At 73.6% G+C, this 18,366-nt stretch carries 16 protein-coding genes; 6 read left to right on the top strand and 10 right to left on the bottom strand.

Features of this window, described 5'->3' with window-relative positions:
* Positions 1-13: 13 nt before the first annotated feature.
* The gene (locus ACWDAS_RS04960; protein WP_450387413.1) at positions 14-448 is read right to left on the bottom strand and encodes a GNAT family N-acetyltransferase; all 435 of its coding nucleotides are present in this window, start codon (positions 446-448) and stop codon (positions 14-16) included.
* Between the two features lie 239 nt (positions 449-687).
* On the opposite strand from ACWDAS_RS04960, the gene ACWDAS_RS04955 reads away from it, so the two are divergent.
* Positions 688-861: a hypothetical protein gene (locus tag ACWDAS_RS04955; protein ID WP_450387412.1), complete on the top strand. Its 174-nt coding sequence runs from the start codon at positions 688-690 to the stop codon at positions 859-861.
* 54 nt (positions 862-915) lie between these two features.
* On the opposite strand, the gene ACWDAS_RS04950 is transcribed toward ACWDAS_RS04955, so the two are convergent.
* From ACWDAS_RS04950 to ACWDAS_RS04925, 6 genes are all read right to left on the bottom strand, one after another.
* On the bottom strand, positions 916-1,986 hold the full coding sequence (locus tag ACWDAS_RS04950) for a terpene synthase family protein (RefSeq protein WP_450387411.1): 1,071 nt from the start codon (positions 1,984-1,986) through the stop codon (positions 916-918).
* A gap of 498 nt (positions 1,987-2,484) precedes the next feature.
* Positions 2,485-3,948, bottom strand: coding sequence for a cytochrome P450 (locus ACWDAS_RS04945; RefSeq protein WP_450387410.1), 1,464 nt, complete (start codon positions 3,946-3,948; stop codon positions 2,485-2,487).
* A gap of 31 nt (positions 3,949-3,979) precedes the next feature.
* Positions 3,980-4,603: a GTP-binding protein gene (locus ACWDAS_RS04940; protein ID WP_450387409.1), complete on the bottom strand. Its 624-nt coding sequence runs from the start codon at positions 4,601-4,603 to the stop codon at positions 3,980-3,982.
* Positions 4,584-4,946 (bottom strand): DUF742 domain-containing protein, encoded by a 363-nt coding sequence (locus ACWDAS_RS04935; RefSeq protein WP_450387408.1) that lies wholly within the window; start codon positions 4,944-4,946, stop codon positions 4,584-4,586. The genes ACWDAS_RS04940 and ACWDAS_RS04935 overlap by 20 nt, the downstream gene beginning before the upstream one ends.
* A complete protein-coding gene (locus ACWDAS_RS04930; protein WP_450387618.1) occupies positions 4,943-5,329 on the bottom strand; it encodes a roadblock/LC7 domain-containing protein in 387 nt (128 codons plus the stop codon). Before ACWDAS_RS04930 ends, ACWDAS_RS04935 begins: the two co-directional genes overlap by 4 nt.
* 23 nt (positions 5,330-5,352) lie before the next feature.
* Positions 5,353-6,936 carry an ATP-binding protein gene (locus ACWDAS_RS04925; protein WP_450387617.1) on the bottom strand — a complete coding sequence of 528 codons (1,584 nt, stop codon included), beginning with the start codon at positions 6,934-6,936 and terminating at the stop codon, positions 5,353-5,355.
* 1,308 nt (positions 6,937-8,244) lie between these two features.
* Here ACWDAS_RS04925 and ACWDAS_RS04920 point away from each other — a divergent pair.
* The 4 genes from ACWDAS_RS04920 to ACWDAS_RS04905 all read left to right on the top strand — a co-directional run bounded on the left by ACWDAS_RS04920 (position 8,245) and on the right by ACWDAS_RS04905 (position 14,720).
* Positions 8,245-10,692 (top strand): SpoIIE family protein phosphatase, encoded by a 2,448-nt coding sequence (locus tag ACWDAS_RS04920; protein WP_450387407.1) that lies wholly within the window; start codon positions 8,245-8,247, stop codon positions 10,690-10,692.
* A gap of 107 nt (positions 10,693-10,799) precedes the next feature.
* Positions 10,800-12,998 (top strand): molybdopterin cofactor-binding domain-containing protein, encoded by a 2,199-nt coding sequence (locus ACWDAS_RS04915; protein ID WP_450387406.1) that lies wholly within the window; start codon positions 10,800-10,802, stop codon positions 12,996-12,998.
* A gap of 10 nt (positions 12,999-13,008) precedes the next feature.
* Positions 13,009-13,491 (top strand): (2Fe-2S)-binding protein, encoded by a 483-nt coding sequence (locus ACWDAS_RS04910; RefSeq protein ID WP_450387405.1) that lies wholly within the window; start codon positions 13,009-13,011, stop codon positions 13,489-13,491.
* A gap of 242 nt (positions 13,492-13,733) precedes the next feature.
* Positions 13,734-14,720, top strand: a complete 987-nt coding sequence (locus tag ACWDAS_RS04905; protein ID WP_450387404.1) for a sigma-70 family RNA polymerase sigma factor — start codon at positions 13,734-13,736, stop codon at positions 14,718-14,720.
* Here ACWDAS_RS04905 and ACWDAS_RS04900 read toward each other — a convergent pair.
* The 3 genes from ACWDAS_RS04900 to rho all read right to left on the bottom strand — a co-directional run bounded on the left by ACWDAS_RS04900 (position 14,622) and on the right by rho (position 16,964).
* Entirely contained in the window at positions 14,622-15,029 is a 408-nt protein-coding gene (locus tag ACWDAS_RS04900) for an STAS domain-containing protein (protein WP_450387403.1), read from the bottom strand. The genes ACWDAS_RS04905 and ACWDAS_RS04900 overlap by 99 nt on opposite strands.
* Before the next feature lie 87 nt (positions 15,030-15,116).
* Entirely contained in the window at positions 15,117-15,782 is a 666-nt protein-coding gene (locus tag ACWDAS_RS04895; protein WP_450387402.1) for a histone deacetylase, read from the bottom strand.
* Positions 15,783-15,809: 27 nt separating this feature from the next.
* Positions 15,810-16,964, bottom strand: coding sequence for a transcription termination factor Rho (gene rho / locus ACWDAS_RS04890; RefSeq protein WP_450387401.1), 1,155 nt, complete (start codon positions 16,962-16,964; stop codon positions 15,810-15,812).
* Positions 16,965-17,285: 321 nt separating this feature from the next.
* Here rho and ACWDAS_RS04885 point away from each other — a divergent pair, with 321 nt between their 5' ends.
* The gene (locus ACWDAS_RS04885) at positions 17,286-18,062 is read left to right on the top strand and encodes a hypothetical protein (protein ID WP_450387400.1); all 777 of its coding nucleotides are present in this window, start codon (positions 17,286-17,288) and stop codon (positions 18,060-18,062) included.
* The last annotated feature ends 304 nt before the right edge of the window (positions 18,063-18,366 follow it).

Below are 18,366 nucleotides of genomic sequence, written 5' to 3'. Positions count from 1 at the left end.
GGGCCGGCGGGCCTCAGGTGAGCTCGCGCGCGAAGTGCAGCCCCGTGATCGCCATACGGCGTGCGTGGCAGAAGCGGTGCGCCCCGTGGTTGGCCACGCCCGCGTCCAGTTCGAGCCGCTGGCACCCCGCCGCGCGGCCCCTGGCCTCCACCTCCGCCAGCAGCCGCGTGCCGACCCCCGCGCCACGCGCCTCCGGCGCCGTGACCAGGTCGTCGACGAGCATCAGCCGTCCCCTGCTGGAGGTCAGCACACGGTGCGTGGCGACCCCCAGGTAGCGGTCCCGCTCGTCCAGCGCCGCGGTGAAGACCACGCCCTGCCCGTGCGCCTCGGCGGCGAAGGCCGCGAAACCGTCGGCGGTGAGGGCAGGCCTCAACATCCTTATCAAAGGCCCGACTTCAGCGGTCATAGCCGGTTCACCGGGCTTCACGTCCACGAACGTCAGTTCCATGGCGCGATCCTAGGAGGCGCCGGCGCCCGCCGGCCGCCGGTACGGATCAAGTGGCCCGCGCGTTCAACCCGGTTGGCGGCACCGGCCTGTTGAGAACGGAGCACGTTAGCCGGTTGAGTCGGCCGGGGCGCGGGAATCCTCAACGCCACAGTGGCGAATGTCCTGGTCTGGTAAGAAACGACCGTGGATCATCGCGTCCCGTGCGATGGTCCCGGGCTCACACGCTGGGAGAGATCGACATGCTGAAGCCCACTTGCTCCTGCGACAAGCACCCGGCCGCCGGTGAGCCTCCGCCCGGCACGGCACCCGGCCCCCAGTCCGCCGACGGCCCCACCGCCGACTTTCCGGCGGCCGCCGGCACGGACGACGCCTTCGCACCCGGACGCGCCGGCGCCCTCGCGGCATCCCGCTGACGGGAACGCGACGAGGGCGCGAGGACATCAGGGCGCGGCTGCGCGGGGCGGGCGTCAGCCCTTCAGCTGCCGCCACCACCAGGAGATCGCCGGGAGGTCGACCGGGGCGTCGCTGCCTGGCAGCGGCGCCGCCGCCCAGGTGGTCGGCAGGTAGGCCGGGTCCTCGGGGTTGAGATAGCGCTCACAGGTGGTTCCCCATTCGAGGTTCGCCCGTATCCAGTGGCCGAGCGAGGTCACGTACCGCCGCAGCTCGGACGAGGCGGTACCGCTCACCTGCTCGCTCAGCGTCCGGAAGAGGACCATGACCTGGTCGCGCAGGAACATCGCCTCGGAGACCATGCCGGGGACGGGCTTGCCCGTGGCGTGCGCGAGGACGTCGAGCAGGTTCTGGTCGTCACCGTCGCGCAGGTGCTCCTTGCGGTAGGACAGGATGTCGTTGTCCCAGCCGGCCAGCAGGCAGGTCGCCTCCGTCAGCGCGCGGACGTCGGGGCGCTCCAGCTCGGCCGGAGGCAGTTCGTAGCCCTCCGCGATATCGAGCATCATGACGCTGACCTTCATCGCGCCGTTGTGGATGCGCAGCAGGGCATACGTGTCGAGGTCGGGCGTGACCCGCTCGACGCGGTTGGCGGCCTCCCACACCTGGCTGAAGAAGTACATGCGCATGGCATCGGTCCAGCGGCCTATCTGGACGGGCGTCGCCACCCGACCCAGGCGCAGCCGCAGGTCCAGGAAGGCCGCCTCGAAGGAGTGGTAGGGGCTGTCCGGCGACAGCGGAGGTTCGGGGGCCTCCAGGATGCGCAGCAGCCGGATCAGCACCCGGCTCAGCTCACCGGGATCGCGTCCGAGCCGACCCTCGTCGCAGTGCGCGTCATCGAAGGCGAACAGCCACATGCCGATGTCGGACGATATCTGCGTCGCCTCCCGGCTCCCGAAGGGCGAGGTGAGGGCGGCGAGCCGGCCCGCACCGACGTGCTCCAGGCGCTCGCGCTGGGACTCGTCCTCGTAGAGACCGAACCGACGGAGCCACTCGTTGGTGGTCCGGTCGAACAGGTCCGCCAAGGGGTGTCTGGCGGGTGCGATCGGACAGTAGAAGGGAGCCAGTTGGAGAGCGGGCACAGTGGTCACGGACATGCTCCTTCGAGCTTGGGGGAGGGCAGGCCGGCCCCGGCCACCTTCCACACAGCCTTGCCATGGACGCGCCAAATCACAGAAGGCGGCACCCGGGCAGGCCGCGGACGAGCACCGGACGGGCGTCGAGGGGATACCGCAGCAGAACGACGGGCCCACGCTCCACCGGCGATCACCTCTCAGCTGTCAGCTGTCACAACCGTTCCACCTGCGACACTCCGCACGGGTGGCGGAAATCGAACACAAGTGGATCATTCAACTGACAATTACTCCGGCATATGGCGAAGCAGTCAAGAGACCAAAACGCGTCATCAGATCGACAGTTGACGCACATTCCGGTTGCGTTCATGAGCAAGGTGTGTGCGCCCGATGCTCGACCTGGGCCGAACCAGCCACGATGGCCATACGGCATGGAGGGCGCACGAACGGGCGCACGGGCGCATTCGCCCGTGCGCCCGTCATGAACCGGTCACACAGTGAGACACGGTACGACTGTTACCGCCCCCGCAGTCGCGCGGCGAGCACGCGCCACCAGGAACGGCGCGGCGGGGGAACCGCGGCCGCGGGCCACGGGGCGGTGTTCTCCGGCAGGGCTGCGGGGGGCAACTCGGCGCCGACCGTGGGCGTGTCGTGCGAGGGCCGCGGGCGCGGCGGTGTCTGCGGGATCCGGGGCTCCTCATGCGCCTGTCCTTCCCCCGGCACGGCCTCCTGGCCGCCGAGGGGCTTGGCCGGGCTGAACTCCGCGGGCAGCGCGACCAGGTGGCGCGTCATCCACGCGGAACTCGACTCCAGCTCCTCCTCCGGCACGGCCAGCCGCAGGTCGGGCAGCCGCATCAGCAGCGTGTCGATGCCCGTGTCCACGATGGCGCGGGCGATGTCCCGCCCGGGGCACTCGTGCGGACCGCTGCTGAAGGAGAGGTGCGAACGGTTTCCGAACACCGGCGTGCTCAGGTCCGGGCGGACGCGCGGGTCGACGTTCCCCGCCGCGATGCCCAGCATGATCATGTCGCCTTCCTTGATCTTCTGCCCGCCCAGCTCGGTGTCCCCGGCCGCCCAGCGACCGGGGAAGGCCGCCATCGGCGGCTCGTCCCACAGCACCTGCTCCAGGGCGTCGGGCAGCGTCATGTGCCCACCCGACAGATGCGCCCGGAAACGGGGGTCGGTCAGCACCATCTTGAGCGCGCTCGTGATGAAGTTGACCGTGGGCTCGTTCGCGGCCACGAGGAGCAGCCGCAGGTGCTCCGCGATCTCGTCGTCGGTGAGCTCGGCGTCGTCGCGCACTAGCCACGAGGTGAGGTCACCGCCGGGGTCCGCGCGCTTGCGCTGCACGAGCTGCCGGCAGGTCGCCAGGACGTAGTCGTTGCTGGCGAGGGCGGTCTCGGTGCCCCGCATCAGGTCACGGGCCGCCTCCACCAGCTTCGGCCCGTACTCCTCGGGCATGCCCAGCAGCTGGGTCATGACGAGCACCGGCAGCTGCTCGGCGAACTGGGTCACCAGCTCGGCCTCGCCGGCCTGGCAGAACTCGTCGACCAACTGGTTGGAGAAGCGGATGATGTGCTGGCGGATTCCCCGGCGGTTGAGGCGGCCCATGCTGGTGGTGACCGCTCCGCGCAGCCGCTCGTGCTCCGCACCGTCGGCGAAGACGCACAGCGGCTGCCAGGCGACCATCGGCAGCAGCGGCGAGTCCATGGCGACGTTGCCCTCGCGGAAGTGCCGCCAGATGCGGGAGTCCCGGGCGAACCGCGAGGGGTTCCGCATGGCCTCGAGGTTCTCGTGGTGCCCCAGGACGATCCAGGCGTTCAGGTCACCGTGGACAAGGACGGGGGCCACCGCTCCGTGCTCGGCGCGCAGCTTCTCGTACAGGGCCATGGGGTCGGCCTCGGCCTCGGGGCCGTAGAGCCGCCGCAGGCCGCCCGGGCCGAGGCCGTGGGCGGGGCATTCGGGGGGTGGGGTGGTCACAGGACGCTCCTGATCACGGGCGGGGGAGGGATCACAGGGCCGATGCGGCGGCGAGGGACTGGAGATGGCGCATGAGCGTCATCAGCACGTCACGGACGGAACTGCGGGACCGGGCGTCGCACTCCACCAGGGGAACGTGATCCGGCAGGTCCAGGGCGGACCGCAGCTCGTCGAGCGGGTATGTCGGCGACTCCGGGAAGGAGTTGACGGCGACGACGAACGGGGTGCCGCGCTCCTCCAGCCGCCCTATCACGTCGAAGCTGACCTCCAGGCGCCGCGTGTCGACCAGCACCACCGCGCCCAGCGCGCCCTCGAAGAGGCCGTTCCACAGGAACCAGAAGCGCTGCTGGCCCGGTGTCCCGAAGAGATAGAGGACCAGCTGGTCGTTGATGCTGATGCGGCCGAAGTCCATGGCCACCGTGGTGGCGGTCTTGCGTTCCACCCCGACGATGTCGTCCACGCCGACCCCGGCCTGGGTCATCGTCTCCTCGGTGGAGAGCGGCCGGATCTCACTGACCGATCCGACCAGGGTCGTCTTGCCGACCCCGAAACCCCCGACAATAACTATCTTGACCGCGGCGGCTGCCGATTCCGGCAGAGCGTCCTCGCTCCGCGGCCCCCTGACGCCGATCGCGTCAGAGCCTTTCAAGTCCATGCATCACCGCCTCAATCAGTGCAGCGTCGGGAAGAAGTGCGGGCGGGACCGGTGGTCGTGCCTCCACCCGCTTGTCGGCCAGCAGATCCGCGAGAAGTACGGTCACCACGCTGACCGGGAGGTTCAGGTACGCGGATATCTCGGCGACGGACAGGGGAGAGGTGCACAGCCGCAGGATCGCGGCTCGTTCGGGCGCCATGCCCGGGGGTGGCCCCGAGCGGGCCCGCACCAGGGTGACCAGGTCGATGGCGGCCTCGTCCGAGGTTCCGCTGCGACCTCCCGTCACCACGTAGAGCCGCTCGGGGTTGCCGTTGTCCCACTCCTCCGCAGGTCCGTCACTCATACGGCCTGCCCGTCCCGGCGCGGAGGACTGGTGAGGTGTGCGCCGATCCGCGCGACCAGGTCCCGCATCCGATTGCCCATGAGCCCGGCGTCCACGCCCTCGTCGGCGAGGACCGCGAGGTACGCCCCCGCGCCGGCCGCCATCAGGTAGAAGAAGCCGCCGTCCACCTCGATGACGACCAGCCGCATCCGCCCGTCGCCGTGCGGGAACTCACCGGCGATGGCCGCGGCCAGACTCTGCAGGCCCGCGCAGGCGGCGGCCAGACGGTCGGCCGCATCGGTGTCGCCGCCGTACTGGGCCATGCGCAGGCCGTCCGAGGACAGCACCACGACGTGACGGGTCTCCGGAACGCTCGTGGCCAGGTCCTTGAGCATCCAGTCCATGTTGGCCCGCTGCTGAATCACGGCTACTCACCCTTATCTAACGTTTCGTCACTGTTGCTGTCAGAGGAGGCGGCAGTGCTCTCACCGGACACGGCACTGGTGAAGGCGGCCAGCCACATGCCCGGCTGCACGGGCTCCTTGCCCGGCTGCGGGTCCGACGCGGCAGTGATCGAGCCGTCGGCGGGCGCGGCGCCCAGCCGTGCGCCGGGGGCGGGACTCGGAGCCGGATTGCGGCGGCGGCGCTGGGGAAGCCCGTTCATGGTCCGCTCGTGCACGACCGGGACGTCGTCCTCCGCCCAGGAAGGGGTCGCGGGGGGCGAGGGACGGGGACCGGTGACGGCGGCCGGCGCGGGCGCCGGGGCGGGCGCGGGCGCCGTACGGGGGTCGGTCGCCCGCTGGTCCGGCACCACGGGCCGGGGACCCGAGACGGAGCCGATGCCGTGCGCCAGACCGGTGGCGTTGGCCACCGTGGTGATGACGTCCTGGGGGACGATCACCACCGCGCGCACGCCGCCGTACGCGGAGGACCGCAGCGAGACCTGGAAGTTCCAGGTCGCCGCCAGTCGCCCGACGACGGCGAGTCCGAGGCGGGGGGTCTCTCCCAGGTCGCCCAGGTCGAAGCCGGCCTGCGCCTCCGCCAGGGCCCGCTCGGCGCGGGTCCTGGACTCCTCGCTGAGGCCGACGCCGCCGTCCTCGATCTCGATGGCGATGCCGGACTGCACCTCGACGGCGGTCAGATGCACCCTCGTGTGCGGCGGGGAGTAACGGGTGGCGTTGTCCAGGAGTTCGGAGATCGCGTGGATCAGCGGCTCGACGGCGGGTCCGACGACCGCCACCTCCGACACGGAGTGCAGCTCCACGCGGGTGTAGTCGGTGATGCGCGACATGGCGCCGCGCAGCACGCTGAACAGGGGTACGGCCCGGCGCCACTGGCGTCCGGGTCGGGCGCCGCCGAGGACGGCGATGCTGTCCGCGAGCCGGCCGATGAGCGCGGTGCCGTGGTCCAGCTTGAGCAGGTCCCCGAAGACCTCGGGGGTGCGGCCGTGCCGGTCCTCCATCTCCCGCAGGTCACTGGCCTGCTGATGGACGATGGCCTGCACGCGCCGGGCGATGTTGACGAAGGCCCGCTGCGAGGACTCGCGGACGTCCTCCTCCGCGGAGACCGCCTCCAGCACCGAGTGGAGCATCCTCTGGTGCGCGCGCTGGAATCCGGGGGTGAGGCCCTCGGCGTCCTCGTCGATGTCCTTGAGCACGTCGGCGACGAACTCGCCGCGCTGCAGCCGCGCCACCGCCTGCGGCAGCTGCTCCCTGGCGAGCCGCTCGGTCTCCGCCTCCTGGCGGGCGAGCCGGAACTGCAGTTCTTCCTCACGCCGTACGAGCTGCTCGCGCAGCGCGCGGACGGCACTGCCCCTTCGGGCGGTCTCGGCGCCCAGGACGGCCACGGCCACCGTCGCGGTCACGCCGCACCACAGCACCGCCTCCCTGGCGGCCGACGGGACGGTCCATACGGCGACGGCCGTTACCGCCGCGACTACGACGACCGGCAATAACCACGCGGACGTGGCGGTGGGCCGGCGGTCTCCGGGGGACGATCCAGCACGAACCATCAGCATCCTCAGGTGATCGCTAATCGTGGAACGAACACAGCACGAGCAGGCGCAGTTCGGCCTCAGCGACCTGGGCAATCGGCGGGCGGTCGGCCGGGAGCGCCTGACCTGGCGTAATTGCTACAACACGCTGAGCCGCAAGTAGCATAGCCGCTTCCATTCCGTGGCTGATGCCGCCTCACGATGCCCTTGGCACATGCCGGTTGAGGTATCGATATCGGTTTCGCGCCGCTCGCGCAAACCCCTGACGATCGGCCCGGCCGCATCTGTCGGGCGATGAATCGATCATGCCGAATGACCGATATCGACTGTTTGGCCAAGGATGCTCGATCAGGGGCGACGCCGTTTCCCGCGCCCCGGGAGCCTCCCGCGGACGGGCGGGAGCCCGCCGTGCGGACCGCCCCCGCGCCACCCGCGGGCGCCGCTTCCCACGTCAGGCGCACCCCGGCGGACCGCCCGCCGCACCGGCGGTACGGACCGCTCGACCGCCCGGACCGCGGACGCCACAGACACGGCGGCCCAACCGGAGCGACCGGCTCCCCCCGATCGCCCCGGCGGTGCGCCGCGGCCGCCGGCGGCGCGGCCGGGGCGGCCCGACGGCGGCCGTCGCCCCGCCCGCGGCCCACAGGGGCGGCGGGCCCCGAGAGGGCCGGAAAAATTCACTTCACCCTTACGAGTGATGGGTACTTGCGCCCGGCCCGATCGGGGAGCACCGTGACGCGCGCGTGAACCCGGGGCGGCGCGACGACCGCCCGGGAACCGCGGGGCGACGGGGATCGGGGGCCGTGCCGGGGCAGGCGGGCGATCTGCCGGTACCGGCCGGGACGTACGCGGTGAGGCCGGTCCCGTCGGCCAGGACGCGCCCTGGGGGCCGGCTCGGCGACTCCGCACGCGCCCGCCGCCGGCATGGCCGCGGTCGACGAAGGGGGGATCGGCGCCGCGGGCACCGCCGGGGAGGACCCGGACGACGAGTGGCGGCGCATGCCGGAGACGGAGCCTCCCCGGAGTGATCCGCGCGGGCCGGGCGCCGTACGCGGCCGGCGAGGTCGCCGCCCTCGCGCCGGCCCGCCGCCCCGGCGACAGCCACCGTTCACCCGCAGGAGGGCGTCCGGGCCGATCGCGGCGGGCCGCCGGGACGCGCCGCCCACCTCGCCGGGCCGCGGCGGCCGGAGCCGCCTCCGGTACGGCACCCCCGTGACCGGCGGCCCGCCCCGCCCTCGCACCCCGGCCCAACCGGCGCGGGGGAGCCCCCGCGGACGTGAGGTTCTAGCATGAAATACACGTATCAGCGGAAATGGGACGCCCCTGATGGTCACCCCGGAGGGAAGCGCGTCGGCGCCGGCGAAGGCACCGTTCGACCTGGCCTATGCCGCGTCGGTGCTGCTCGACGGCGACGGGACGATCGTCGGCTGGACGAGCGCCGCGGAGCACCTGCTGGGCTACCCGGCCGCCGAGACGCTGCACCGGCCCGCCGCGGAGCTGCTCGCCGCGCCCGATCAGGCGGACAGGGCGGCGGCGGTCGCGTCCGAGTGGCGCGACCAGGAGATCTGGGGCGGCCTGTTGGCCGCCCGGCACCGTGACGGACGGCGGATCGAGCTCGGCCTGCGGGTCTCCACGCTGACCGACGCCGAGGGCCGCGAGCGCTGGCTGGTGTCGGCGATCGACCTGGCCAGGACCCCGTCCTGGGCGGTGAGCAGCGCCATCCTGGAGGGCTTCCTCACCCGGTCCCCGATCGGCATGGCCGTCCTGACCCCGGACCTGCGCTACGTGTGGCTCAACGACACCCTGGAACGCTTCGGCGGCGTACCGCGCGAGCGGCGCCTCGGGATGCGCATGGCGGACTCCCTGCCCGGACTGGACACCGAGGCGCTGGAGAACATCATGCGCGAGGTGCTGCTGACCGGTGAGCCGGTGATCGACCACGAGTACCAGGGCTGGACCCTCGCCGCCCCCTACCGCGAGCGGTCCTACTCCACGTCCTTCTACCGGCTGGAGGACGCCGAGGGCCGGGTCATGGGCGTCTGCTACATGGGGATGGACGTCACCGACCGGTGGCGGGCCCGCGCCCGGCTCGCGCTGCTCAACGAGGCCGGGGCCTGCGTCGGCAGCACCCTGGACGTCACCCGCACCGCCCAGGAACTGGCCGACGTGTCGGTCCCCCGGCTCGCCGACTTCGTCACCGTCGACCTGCTGGAGCCGGTGCTGCGCGGCGACGACCCGCCCTCCGGCGGCGCGCTGCGCGAGGTCCCGCTGCGCCGCACCGGGATGCGGTCGGTGCACGAGGGCACGCCGGAGTCGGTCGTCGCGCTCGGCGAGCGGACCAACGCCGGCAGCACCTCCCCGCACGTGCGCTGCCTGACCTCCGGCCGGTCCTTCCTGCAGCCCGACATCGGCATCGACCAGGCGTCCTGGCTCACCGACGACCCGGCCCGCGCGGCAAAGATCCGCGAGTTCGGGATGCGGTCGGCGATGTGGGTGCCGCTGCGGGCCCGCGGCGCCGTGCTCGGCGTGGCGACCTTCATCCGGCACCGCAGGCCCGGCCCCTTCGAACAGGACGACCTGCTGCTCGCCGAGGAACTGGTGGCCCGCGCCGCGGTGTGCGTGGACAACGCCCGGCGCTGGACCCGCGAGCACGAGGCGGCGCTCACCCTGCAGCGCAGCCTGCTGCCGCACGCCCTGACCGGAGGCACCGCGCTGGAGGTCGCCTCCCGCTACCTGCCCACCGACATCCAGGACGGCGTGGGCGGCGACTGGTTCGACGTCATCCCGCTGTCCGGGGCGCGCATCGCGCTGGTGGTCGGGGACGTGGTCGGGCACGGGCTCACCGCGGCGGCGACGATGGGGCGGCTGCGCACGGCCGTCCACACCCTCGCCGACATGGACCTCCCGCCCGACGAACTGCTGGCGCACCTTGACGACCTGGTCATCCGGCTCACCGAGGAGGAGCGCGCCGACGAATCCGTCGCCATGACCGTCACAGGCGCCACCTGCCTCTACGCCGTCTACGACCCGGTGACCCGCCGGCTGACGATGGCCCGCGCCGGGCATCCGCCGCCGGCGATCGTCGACCCGTCCGGCCGGGTCACCTTCGCCGAACTGCCCGCTGGTCCGCCGCTCGGCCTGGGCTCCATGCCCTTCGAGTCCGCCGAACTCGAGCTGGCCGAGGGCACTGTCGTCGCCCTCTACACCGACGGCCTCGTCGATACCTTCGGCGAGGACATCGACATCGGCCTGGAGCGGCTCGCGCACGCCCTGGCACTGCCCGGGCGCACCCTGCAGGAACTGTGCGCGGCCGTGCTGGACACCCTGCTGCCCGGCCCGCCCGCCGACGACGTCGCACTGCTCGTCGCCCGTACGCACGCGCTCACCCCGGACCGGTTCGTCTCCTGGGAACTGCCGGTCGACCCGGCGGTCGTCAGCGAGGCCCGGGCGCTCGCCGCGCGCCAACTCGCGCAGTGGGGTCTGGAGGAACTGCTGATGACCACCGAACTGGTCGTCAGCGAGCTGGTCACCAACGCCATCCGGCACGCCTCGGGGCCGATCCGGCTGCGGCTGATCCGGCAGTCGGTCTTCATCTGCGAGGTCTACGACGGCAGCAACACCGTGCCGCGGCTGCGGCACGCACGGACGACCGACGAGGGCGGCCGCGGGCTCTTCCTCGTCGCCCAGCTGACCCGCCGGTGGGGCACCCGCTACACCGCCGACGGCAAGCTCATCTGGGCGGAACAGGAGCTTCCGGGCAGCGCCCCGCGCTGAAAGCCCGTCCCGTGCAACGGAACACGTCACGACTCTTGCGCCGTACTTACTCCGGAGTAAAGATCTCCCCCGGCAATGACGCCCGCCCCGAACGGAGTCCGTCCGCCATGCCCGCATCCCCCATCGGACGCCGCAGATTCCTCGCCTACGTGCTCGCCGCGCCGACCCTGACCGTCGCCGTGCCCGCCGCGGGCGCCGCCGCGGCCGTGCCGACCCCGCCCGCCCCGGCCGACCTCCTCGACCTGGGCGACATCCTGATCCTCGCCGGGACGCCCACCGCCGGCCTGCTCGTCCTGGAGGTGCGGGAGGACGGCACCGCCGTCTTCCGGCTGCCCCGCGAAGAGGTCGGGCAGGGCCTGACGACCGCCGTCGCGATGCTGGTCGCCGAGGAACTCGACGCCCCGCTGGAGTCCGTGCGGATCGAGCTGGACGACGCCCGCCCGGAGTTGCTGTTCAACCAGCTCACCGGCAGTTCCAACTCCATACGCTCGCTCTACGGGCCGGTCCGCCGGGCGGCCGCCGCGGCACGGGCGCGCCTGGTCGCCGCCGCCGCCCGGCGGTGGGGCCTGGCCGCCGGCACCCTGACCACCCGGGACGGCCTGGTCGTGGCGCCCGACGGCCGCACCGCCCCCTACGGTTCACTGGCCGCCGAGGCGGCCGACGCCCGCCTCGCGGGGCTCACCGCCACGCTCAAGCCCGAGTCCGCGCACACCCTGGTCGGCACCCCCACCTCCCGCGTCGACGCCCGCGCCATCGTCACCGGCCGCCAGCGGTACACCCTCGACCTGGACGTGCCCGGGGCCAAGCCAGCCACCGTGCGGCGGCCGCCCACGATCAACGGCACCGTGCGCTCGGTGAACAACGAGGCCGCGGTGCGGGCCCTGCCCGGCGTGCTCGACGTCGTCGTCATCCCCACCGGGGTCGCCGTCGTGGCCGAGACGTTCGGGCAGGCCCTGACCGCCAAGGACGCCCTCGACGTCACCTGGGGCCCGGGCACCGTCGACGGCCTCTCCGACACGGAGATCCGGGCGAAGCTGAAGGCGGCGAACGCGCCCTTCGTCGTGCCACCGCTGCTCACCCAGTACGTGGACGCGGAGTTCGCCTTCGCCTTCGTCAGCCACGCGCCGCTGGAGACCAACGCGGCGGTCGCGGACGTACGCGACGGCCGGGCCACCGTCTGGTCGGGCCTGAAGTCCCCGGTCGTCGCCCAGCAGACCATCGCCGAGGAACTCGGGCTGCCGCAGGACAAGGTGACCGTGCACGTCGTGCAGGCCGGCGGCTCCTTCGGGCGGCGGCTGTTCTTCGACGCGGCGCTGGAGGCGGCGCAGATCTCCAAGGCCGCCGGGCGGCCGGTGCGGCTGATGTGGTCGCGGGTCGACGACACCCGGCACGGCCGGATGCGGCCCGCCACCCACCACCGTGTCCGGGCCACCCACGCGCTCGGCGAGGTGCTCACCTTCGAGCACCGCGTCTCGGCGGTGGAGACCGACTTCCGGCACGGGCTCGGCGAGATCCTCACCGCGACCGCCGCGAGCCTGCCCACCGGTCTGGGCAACGCCACGTTCGCGCAGACCCTCTTCGCCACCACCGTGAAGTCGCCCTACAACTTCGGCGTCACCACGCAACTGCTCACCGAGGTGCCGCTGAAGATGCACACCGCCTCCTGGCGCTCGGTGTACTCGGCCAACACGCGCGGCGCCGAGGAGATCGTCGTGGACGAACTCGCCGCGAGACTCGGCAAGGACCCCGTCGCCTTCCGGCGCTCCTTCCTCAAGACCGCGGCCCAGCGGGCCGTGCTGGACAAGGCCGCCGCCGAGGGCGGCTGGGGGCGGCCGATGCCGGCCGGCTGCGCCCAGGGCATCGCCTTCCACGAGGAGTACAAGTCCCGCACCGCCTGCCTGGTGGAGATCGACGCCCGCGACCCGCGCGCCCCCCGGGTCACGAAGGCGGTGATCGTGGTCGACGTCGGCCGCCCCGTGAATCCCCGCGGCCTGGAGGCGCAGATGCTGGGCGGGCTCACCGACGCCATCTCCACCACGCTGCGCGCCGGGCTGCACATCGACAAGGGCCTGCCGCTGGAGGGCAGCTACTCCCAGTTCCACTACGCGCGCCAGAAGGACACCCCGCCCGACGCGCGGGTCCTCGTCCTCCCGGCGACCGAGGGCGCGGAGCCCGGCGGCGCGGGCGAACTGGGCGTACCGGCGGCGGTCGGCGCGATCGCCAACGCCTACGCCCGCGCCACCGGTACCCGGCCGCGGTCCTTCCCGCTCGTCTTCGACGTCGACTTCACGCCCTACCCGCGCTGAGGAGCCCCCCGTGACCACCGGTCCCTACTCCTTCTCCGTCAACGGGAAGCCCGTCACCGTCGACGCCCCCGGCGACATGCCGCTGCTGTGGGTGCTGCGCGACCTGCTCGGGGTGCGCGGCCCCAAGTACGGCTGCGGGGTCGACGTCTGCAAGGCCTGCACGAGCCATCTCGACGGCGAGGCCGTGCGCCCCTGCGTCGTACCGCTCGCCGACACCGCCGGCCGCGAGGTGACCACCATCGAGGGGCTCGCCGACGGCGACACCCTGCACCCGGTCCAGGAGGCCTGGCTGGAGCAGGACGTCGCCCAGTGCGGCTTCTGCCAGCCGGGCCAGATCATGGCCGCGGTGGCGCTGCTGCGGCGCACCCCCGACCCGACCGACGCCGACATCGACGCCATCGCGAACGTGTGCCGCTGCGGCACCTACGTCCGCATCCGGGAGGCGATCAAGCGGGCCGCGGAGCTCATGGGGCAGGCCGGGTCCAGCGGTTGAACCCGTCGGCGGAACCGGCCCCGCCGGTCCCGCCGGTCCCGCCACGGGCTCCGGCCGGCCGCGTCCCGCTCCGCGCGGGCGCCGGACACCGCGAAGCCGAGCGCGCACAAGACGCCGGCCGTGCCAAGGCGACCGTCCCATCGGCATGCGGCGCCGCGTTTTCCTCCGGGATTTCTGTCAGTGGTCTGTGCTGAAGTGGACCCGTGGGCGCTCCGGAAATCATCGGAAGGCGGAGGAGAGCCATGAGTGATCTCGCTGCACCCCCGGATGTGGCACAGGAGCTGGAGCGGTTCCGCACGGAACTGACCGGCTACTGCTACCGGATGCTGGGCTCGGCGTTCGAGGCGGAGGACGCCGTCCAGGAGACCATGGTGCGGGCCTGGCGGGCGTACGACCGCTTCGAGGGCCGCTCCAGCCTCCGCTCCTGGCTGTACCGCATCGCCACCAACGCGTGCCTGGACATCCTGGGCGGCACCGGCCGCCGCGCCCGCCCGATGGACCTGGCCTCCCCCGGCACGGCCGACGGCCCGCTGCCCGGCACGCTGCCGGAGAGCACCTGGATCTCTCCCGCCCCCGACGGCCGCGTCCTGCCCGAGACGGGCGATCCGGCCGACCTCGCCGACCAGCGCGAGAGCGTCCGCCTCGCCTTCGTCGCCGCCCTGCAGCACCTCGCGCCGCGCCAGCGGGCGGTGCTCATCCTGCGGGAGGTGCTGGCCTGGAAGGCCGCCGAGGTGGCCGAACTGCTCGGCACCACCGTCGCCTCGGTCAACAGCGCGCTGCAGCGCGCCCGTGCCGCCCTCGCCGCCGTCGGCCCCGCCGCGACCGACCCGGCCCGGCCGCTCGACGAGGAGCAGCGCGCCCTGCTCGGCCGCTATGTCAGCGCCTTCGAGTCCTACGACCTCGACGCGCTCACCTCGCTGCTCCACGAGGACGCCACGTTGTCGATGCCGCCCTTCGGTCTGTGGCTGCGCGGTCGGGCGGACATCAAGGGCTGGATGCTGGGGCTCGGCTCCGGCTGCCGCGGCTCGCGGCTCGTCCCCGTCACGGCCAACGGCACACCGGGCTTCGGCCAGTACCGGCCCGGCGCCGACGGCGGCCACGAGCCGTGGGCGCTGCAGGTCATCGAGATATCAGACGGCCGGATCACCGGGCTCAACTCCTTCCTCGACACCGAGCGGCTCTTCCCGCTGTTCGGCCTCCCGGCACGCCTCGAACCCGAGGCCCGGTAGCTCGCCCAGCCCGGTGAACGCGAGCAGCCCCCGCAGCGCGCTGCCGGCGCCGCGCAGCCGGATCCGGCCGCCGTGGCGCCGGGCGGTGAGCTGGAGCCGGGCGACGGCGTCGATCAGCACTGCGTCCGGGGCGTCGTCGAGCCCGCCCACGTCGCACAGCACCGTGCCGCCGCCCCGTTCGGCCAGCAGCGCGCGCAGCCGTTCGGCCAGCGGCGGGATCCCGGCACGGGTCAGCCGCCCGGTCAGGACGAGCACGGCGGGCCCGCCGCCCGGTCGGTGCGCGGGCGGGGGCGGCACTGACGGGGCCATGGGCGACCTCCGGGGGCGGGTTCCGGGCGGGACGTGCGCCGTACACCCATAGGACCGGCGGCGCCGCCGTAATCCATCGCCCGCGGATCACCGTCCGAGCAGTGCCGCGATCTCCCGCGCGTCCCACGACCCGTCCGCGCACTCCGCGAGGTAGGCCGCGATGCCGGGCAGGTCCCAGGCACCCGTCTCGGCCAGGCCCTCGGCGATGTGCCGCAGATAGATTCCGGACGGCCTGACGTGCTCGGCCCCGCCGGCGCCCCAGGGCGCGGTGAAGGTGAGCACCGGGTGCCCGTCCACGTCGCCGGGGTACAGCAGCGTCTCGTACCGTCCGTCGCCCAGCCGGGCCCGGCCGTACCGCAGCACCTCCGCCAGGTCGAGATCGGTGCCCGGCGACCGGTACATCTCCTGCGCGATGATGTCCGAGAACTGACCGACCGTCACCAGGTGGGCCAGGGAGCGGACTCCGCCGCCCGGCGCGTCGGCGTCGTAGAACGCGCGCCCGCCCGACCACACGGGCGACCGCGTGGCGAAGTACATCCGCCCCGGCAGCTCCAGCGGCACCGACCGAAGCGGCGGCCGCGCGTCGCGGCAGCCCGGGTACCCCCGGCCGCCCCCGGGCGGCACCCCGCCGGCGAGATAGCTGTTGAGGCGCGTGAGATGGGTGTTGGAGCCGTACGCCGCGTACCAGACGAAACCGGGCGGCCGGTCCCGCACCCCCGGGCTCCGGGGCCCCACGCGCTGCGGTGTGATCACGGCTCCATGATGCGGGCCCCGGCGCCGTCAGGCAGCGGGCATCGTGCCCTGGATCTGCCGCAGGAACGCGGCGTTGTCCGGGGTCGCCCGCAGCCGCTCCAGCAGCGTCTCGAAGCTCCCCGCACCGCGCAGCGCCCGGCGCAGTCCGCGGGCGGCGGTCAGTTCGGCGGGGCCGAGAAGCAGCTCCTCGCGCCGCGTCCCGGACGGGGCCACGTCGACGGCCGGGAAGACCCGGCGGTCGGCGAGCGCGCGGTCCAGGCGCAGCTCCATGTTGCCGGTGCTCTTCAGCTCCTCGAAGAAGTAGCCGTCGGCCCGTGAGCCGGTGTCGACCAGCGCGGTGGCCAGGATGGTGAGCGAACCGCCCTCCTCCGCGAGCCGCGCCGACCCGAACAGCCGCTTCGGGCCGAGCAGCGCCGCCGCGTCGACACCGCCGGACAGCGTCCGGCCGCCCGCGGCGGCGGCGTTGTTGTGCGCCCGGCACAGCCGGGTGAGGGAGTCCAGCAGCACGACCACGTCCCGGCCGGTCTCGACCAGCCGCTTGGCCCGCTCGACCGCCAGCTCGGCGACGGCGATGTGCTGCTTCGGCGTGCGGTCGAAGGTCGAGGCGACGACCTCGCCCCGCACCGACCGCCGCATGTCGGTGACCTCCTCCGGCCGTTCGTCGAGAAGTACCACCATCAGATGGCACTCGGGGTGGTTGTCCGCGACGGCGTCGGCCAGCCGCCGCAGCAGCATGGTCTTCCCGGCCTTGGGGGGCGCGACGATCAACCCGCGCTGCCCCTTGCCGACCGGCGCCAGCAGGTCCACCACGCGGGTCGTCAGGCCGCCCTTCGGGGACTCCAGGCGCAGCCGCTCCCTCGGGTGGAGCGGGGTCAGCTCCGCGAAGTGCCGCCGCCCGCGGGCGGTGTCGGCGGGCAGGCCGCCGACCCGTTCGGCCCGCACGAGCGTGCGCGACCTGCCGGGGGTGGCCACGCCCTCGACGGCGTCGCCCTTGCGGAGCCCTTGGCGCCTGATCACGTCCGGCGGCACCAGGACGTCGTGGGAACCCTGCGCGTAACCGGCGGTGCGCAGGAAGCCGCGTCCGCCCTCGGTGTCGAGGACGCCGGCGACGGCGACGTGCCGTTCCCCGGAGGGAGACGACGCGGAAGGGGTGGGGGTGGAAGCGGTGGGAGCAGTGGACATACGCGGTCCTCGCAGAGATGGCGCACACGGCGGCGGATCGGCCGGCCGCCGGGTCGCGCGGCAGAAGAGGCGGAGCCTCGGGGAATCGCCGACGCGGAGGCGAGGGCGAAGGGGAACACCGCAGCGGACTGCGGGAGCGGACCGCGGCGAGGCGGTCACGCGGGAGAGCACCGGCGCCGAGAGCGGCGCACAGCCGTGCTGTGCGCACTGTAGCACCGCGGCCCCCTGCGCGGACCGTCCGGATGTCGCGGCCCTGTCACATCCTCGTCCGGATACGGCACGTCCGCCGGGCACGGGCCCGGCCGGGGCTACGGTCGCCGGGTGAAGTCCGTGTCGATCGCCGCCGTCGCCATGGCCGCGCTGCTGGCGCTCCCCGCGTGCACGGCGCCGTCCGGCGAGCGACCCGCCCCCGGGCCCGCCCCCGCCGACGGGCAGGAGGTAAGGGCGGTCATGCCCACCTGGATCACCGGGCTGCGGGTCATCGGCGCCCGGGGCGGCGGTGCCTGCCGCTGGTCCACGAGCTACCCGTCCGTGCCGGGCGCGCAGCCGCTGACCCGGACGCTGAGCCGCGAGGTGCGGCGCGGGCTGCTGGCCTTCCTGGCGGCGCACGGCCGCGGCGCGGCCTGCGCGGGCGAGTTCAGCATCTCGTACGCGTTCCTGGCCGCGTCCGGCGGTGTGCTCGGCATACAGCTGACGACCGCCGACGGCACCACCGCCGGGCAGGGCGCCACGACGGCGACGTACTGGTACGACAGCCGCCGCGGCGAGGAACTGCCCGCGCTCGCCATGATCGGCCGGGACTCGGCAGGCGCCCTCGCCGGGCACCTGGTGCGCGCGCTCGCCGCCCGGCCCGGCCACGATCCACGGGCGGCCTGCGCGCTGCGGGACCCGGCATCGCGCTCAGCCGTCCTGGACGACCTGGCCTTCACCGGCGGCGGGGACCTGGTGGTGACGTTCGACCGCGGCGAGGTGGCGGCCCCGCCCGCGGGCCGGCAGAAGGTCGTGATCCCGCGCGCCGCTGCGGAACCCCTGCTCTCCGCCTTCGGGCGGCGCGTCCAGCGGCAGGCGATGCATCCCCGCCACGAGTACGCCGGCTGACGCGCACGACGGGCACGACGCGCATACTGAGGGCGTGCGCCGAGCCTTCGCCCACGACGCGGCCGTGACCCTCGCTCCCGGCGGCGACGAGCGTGCCCCGGGCGCCGCGATCACCGTCGCCCTGTGCGGCCACTGGGAGCACGAACCGCCCTGCCCCCTCGCGCCCCACCACACCGGCACCACCACCGGCCCCGGCGGCGAACTGCGGCTGCGCGTGCTGTTCGCGGCCGCCCCCGACGACGAGGCCGAGGTCCGCGGCCGTATCGACGCCGCCCTGGCCGCGGGGGGGACTCGACGCCACCCG

Source organism: Streptomyces sp. NPDC001070 (assembly GCF_053598835.1).
Note: the sequence above shows the minus strand (reverse complement) of the source record. Positions and strands in the feature narration are given on the sequence as shown.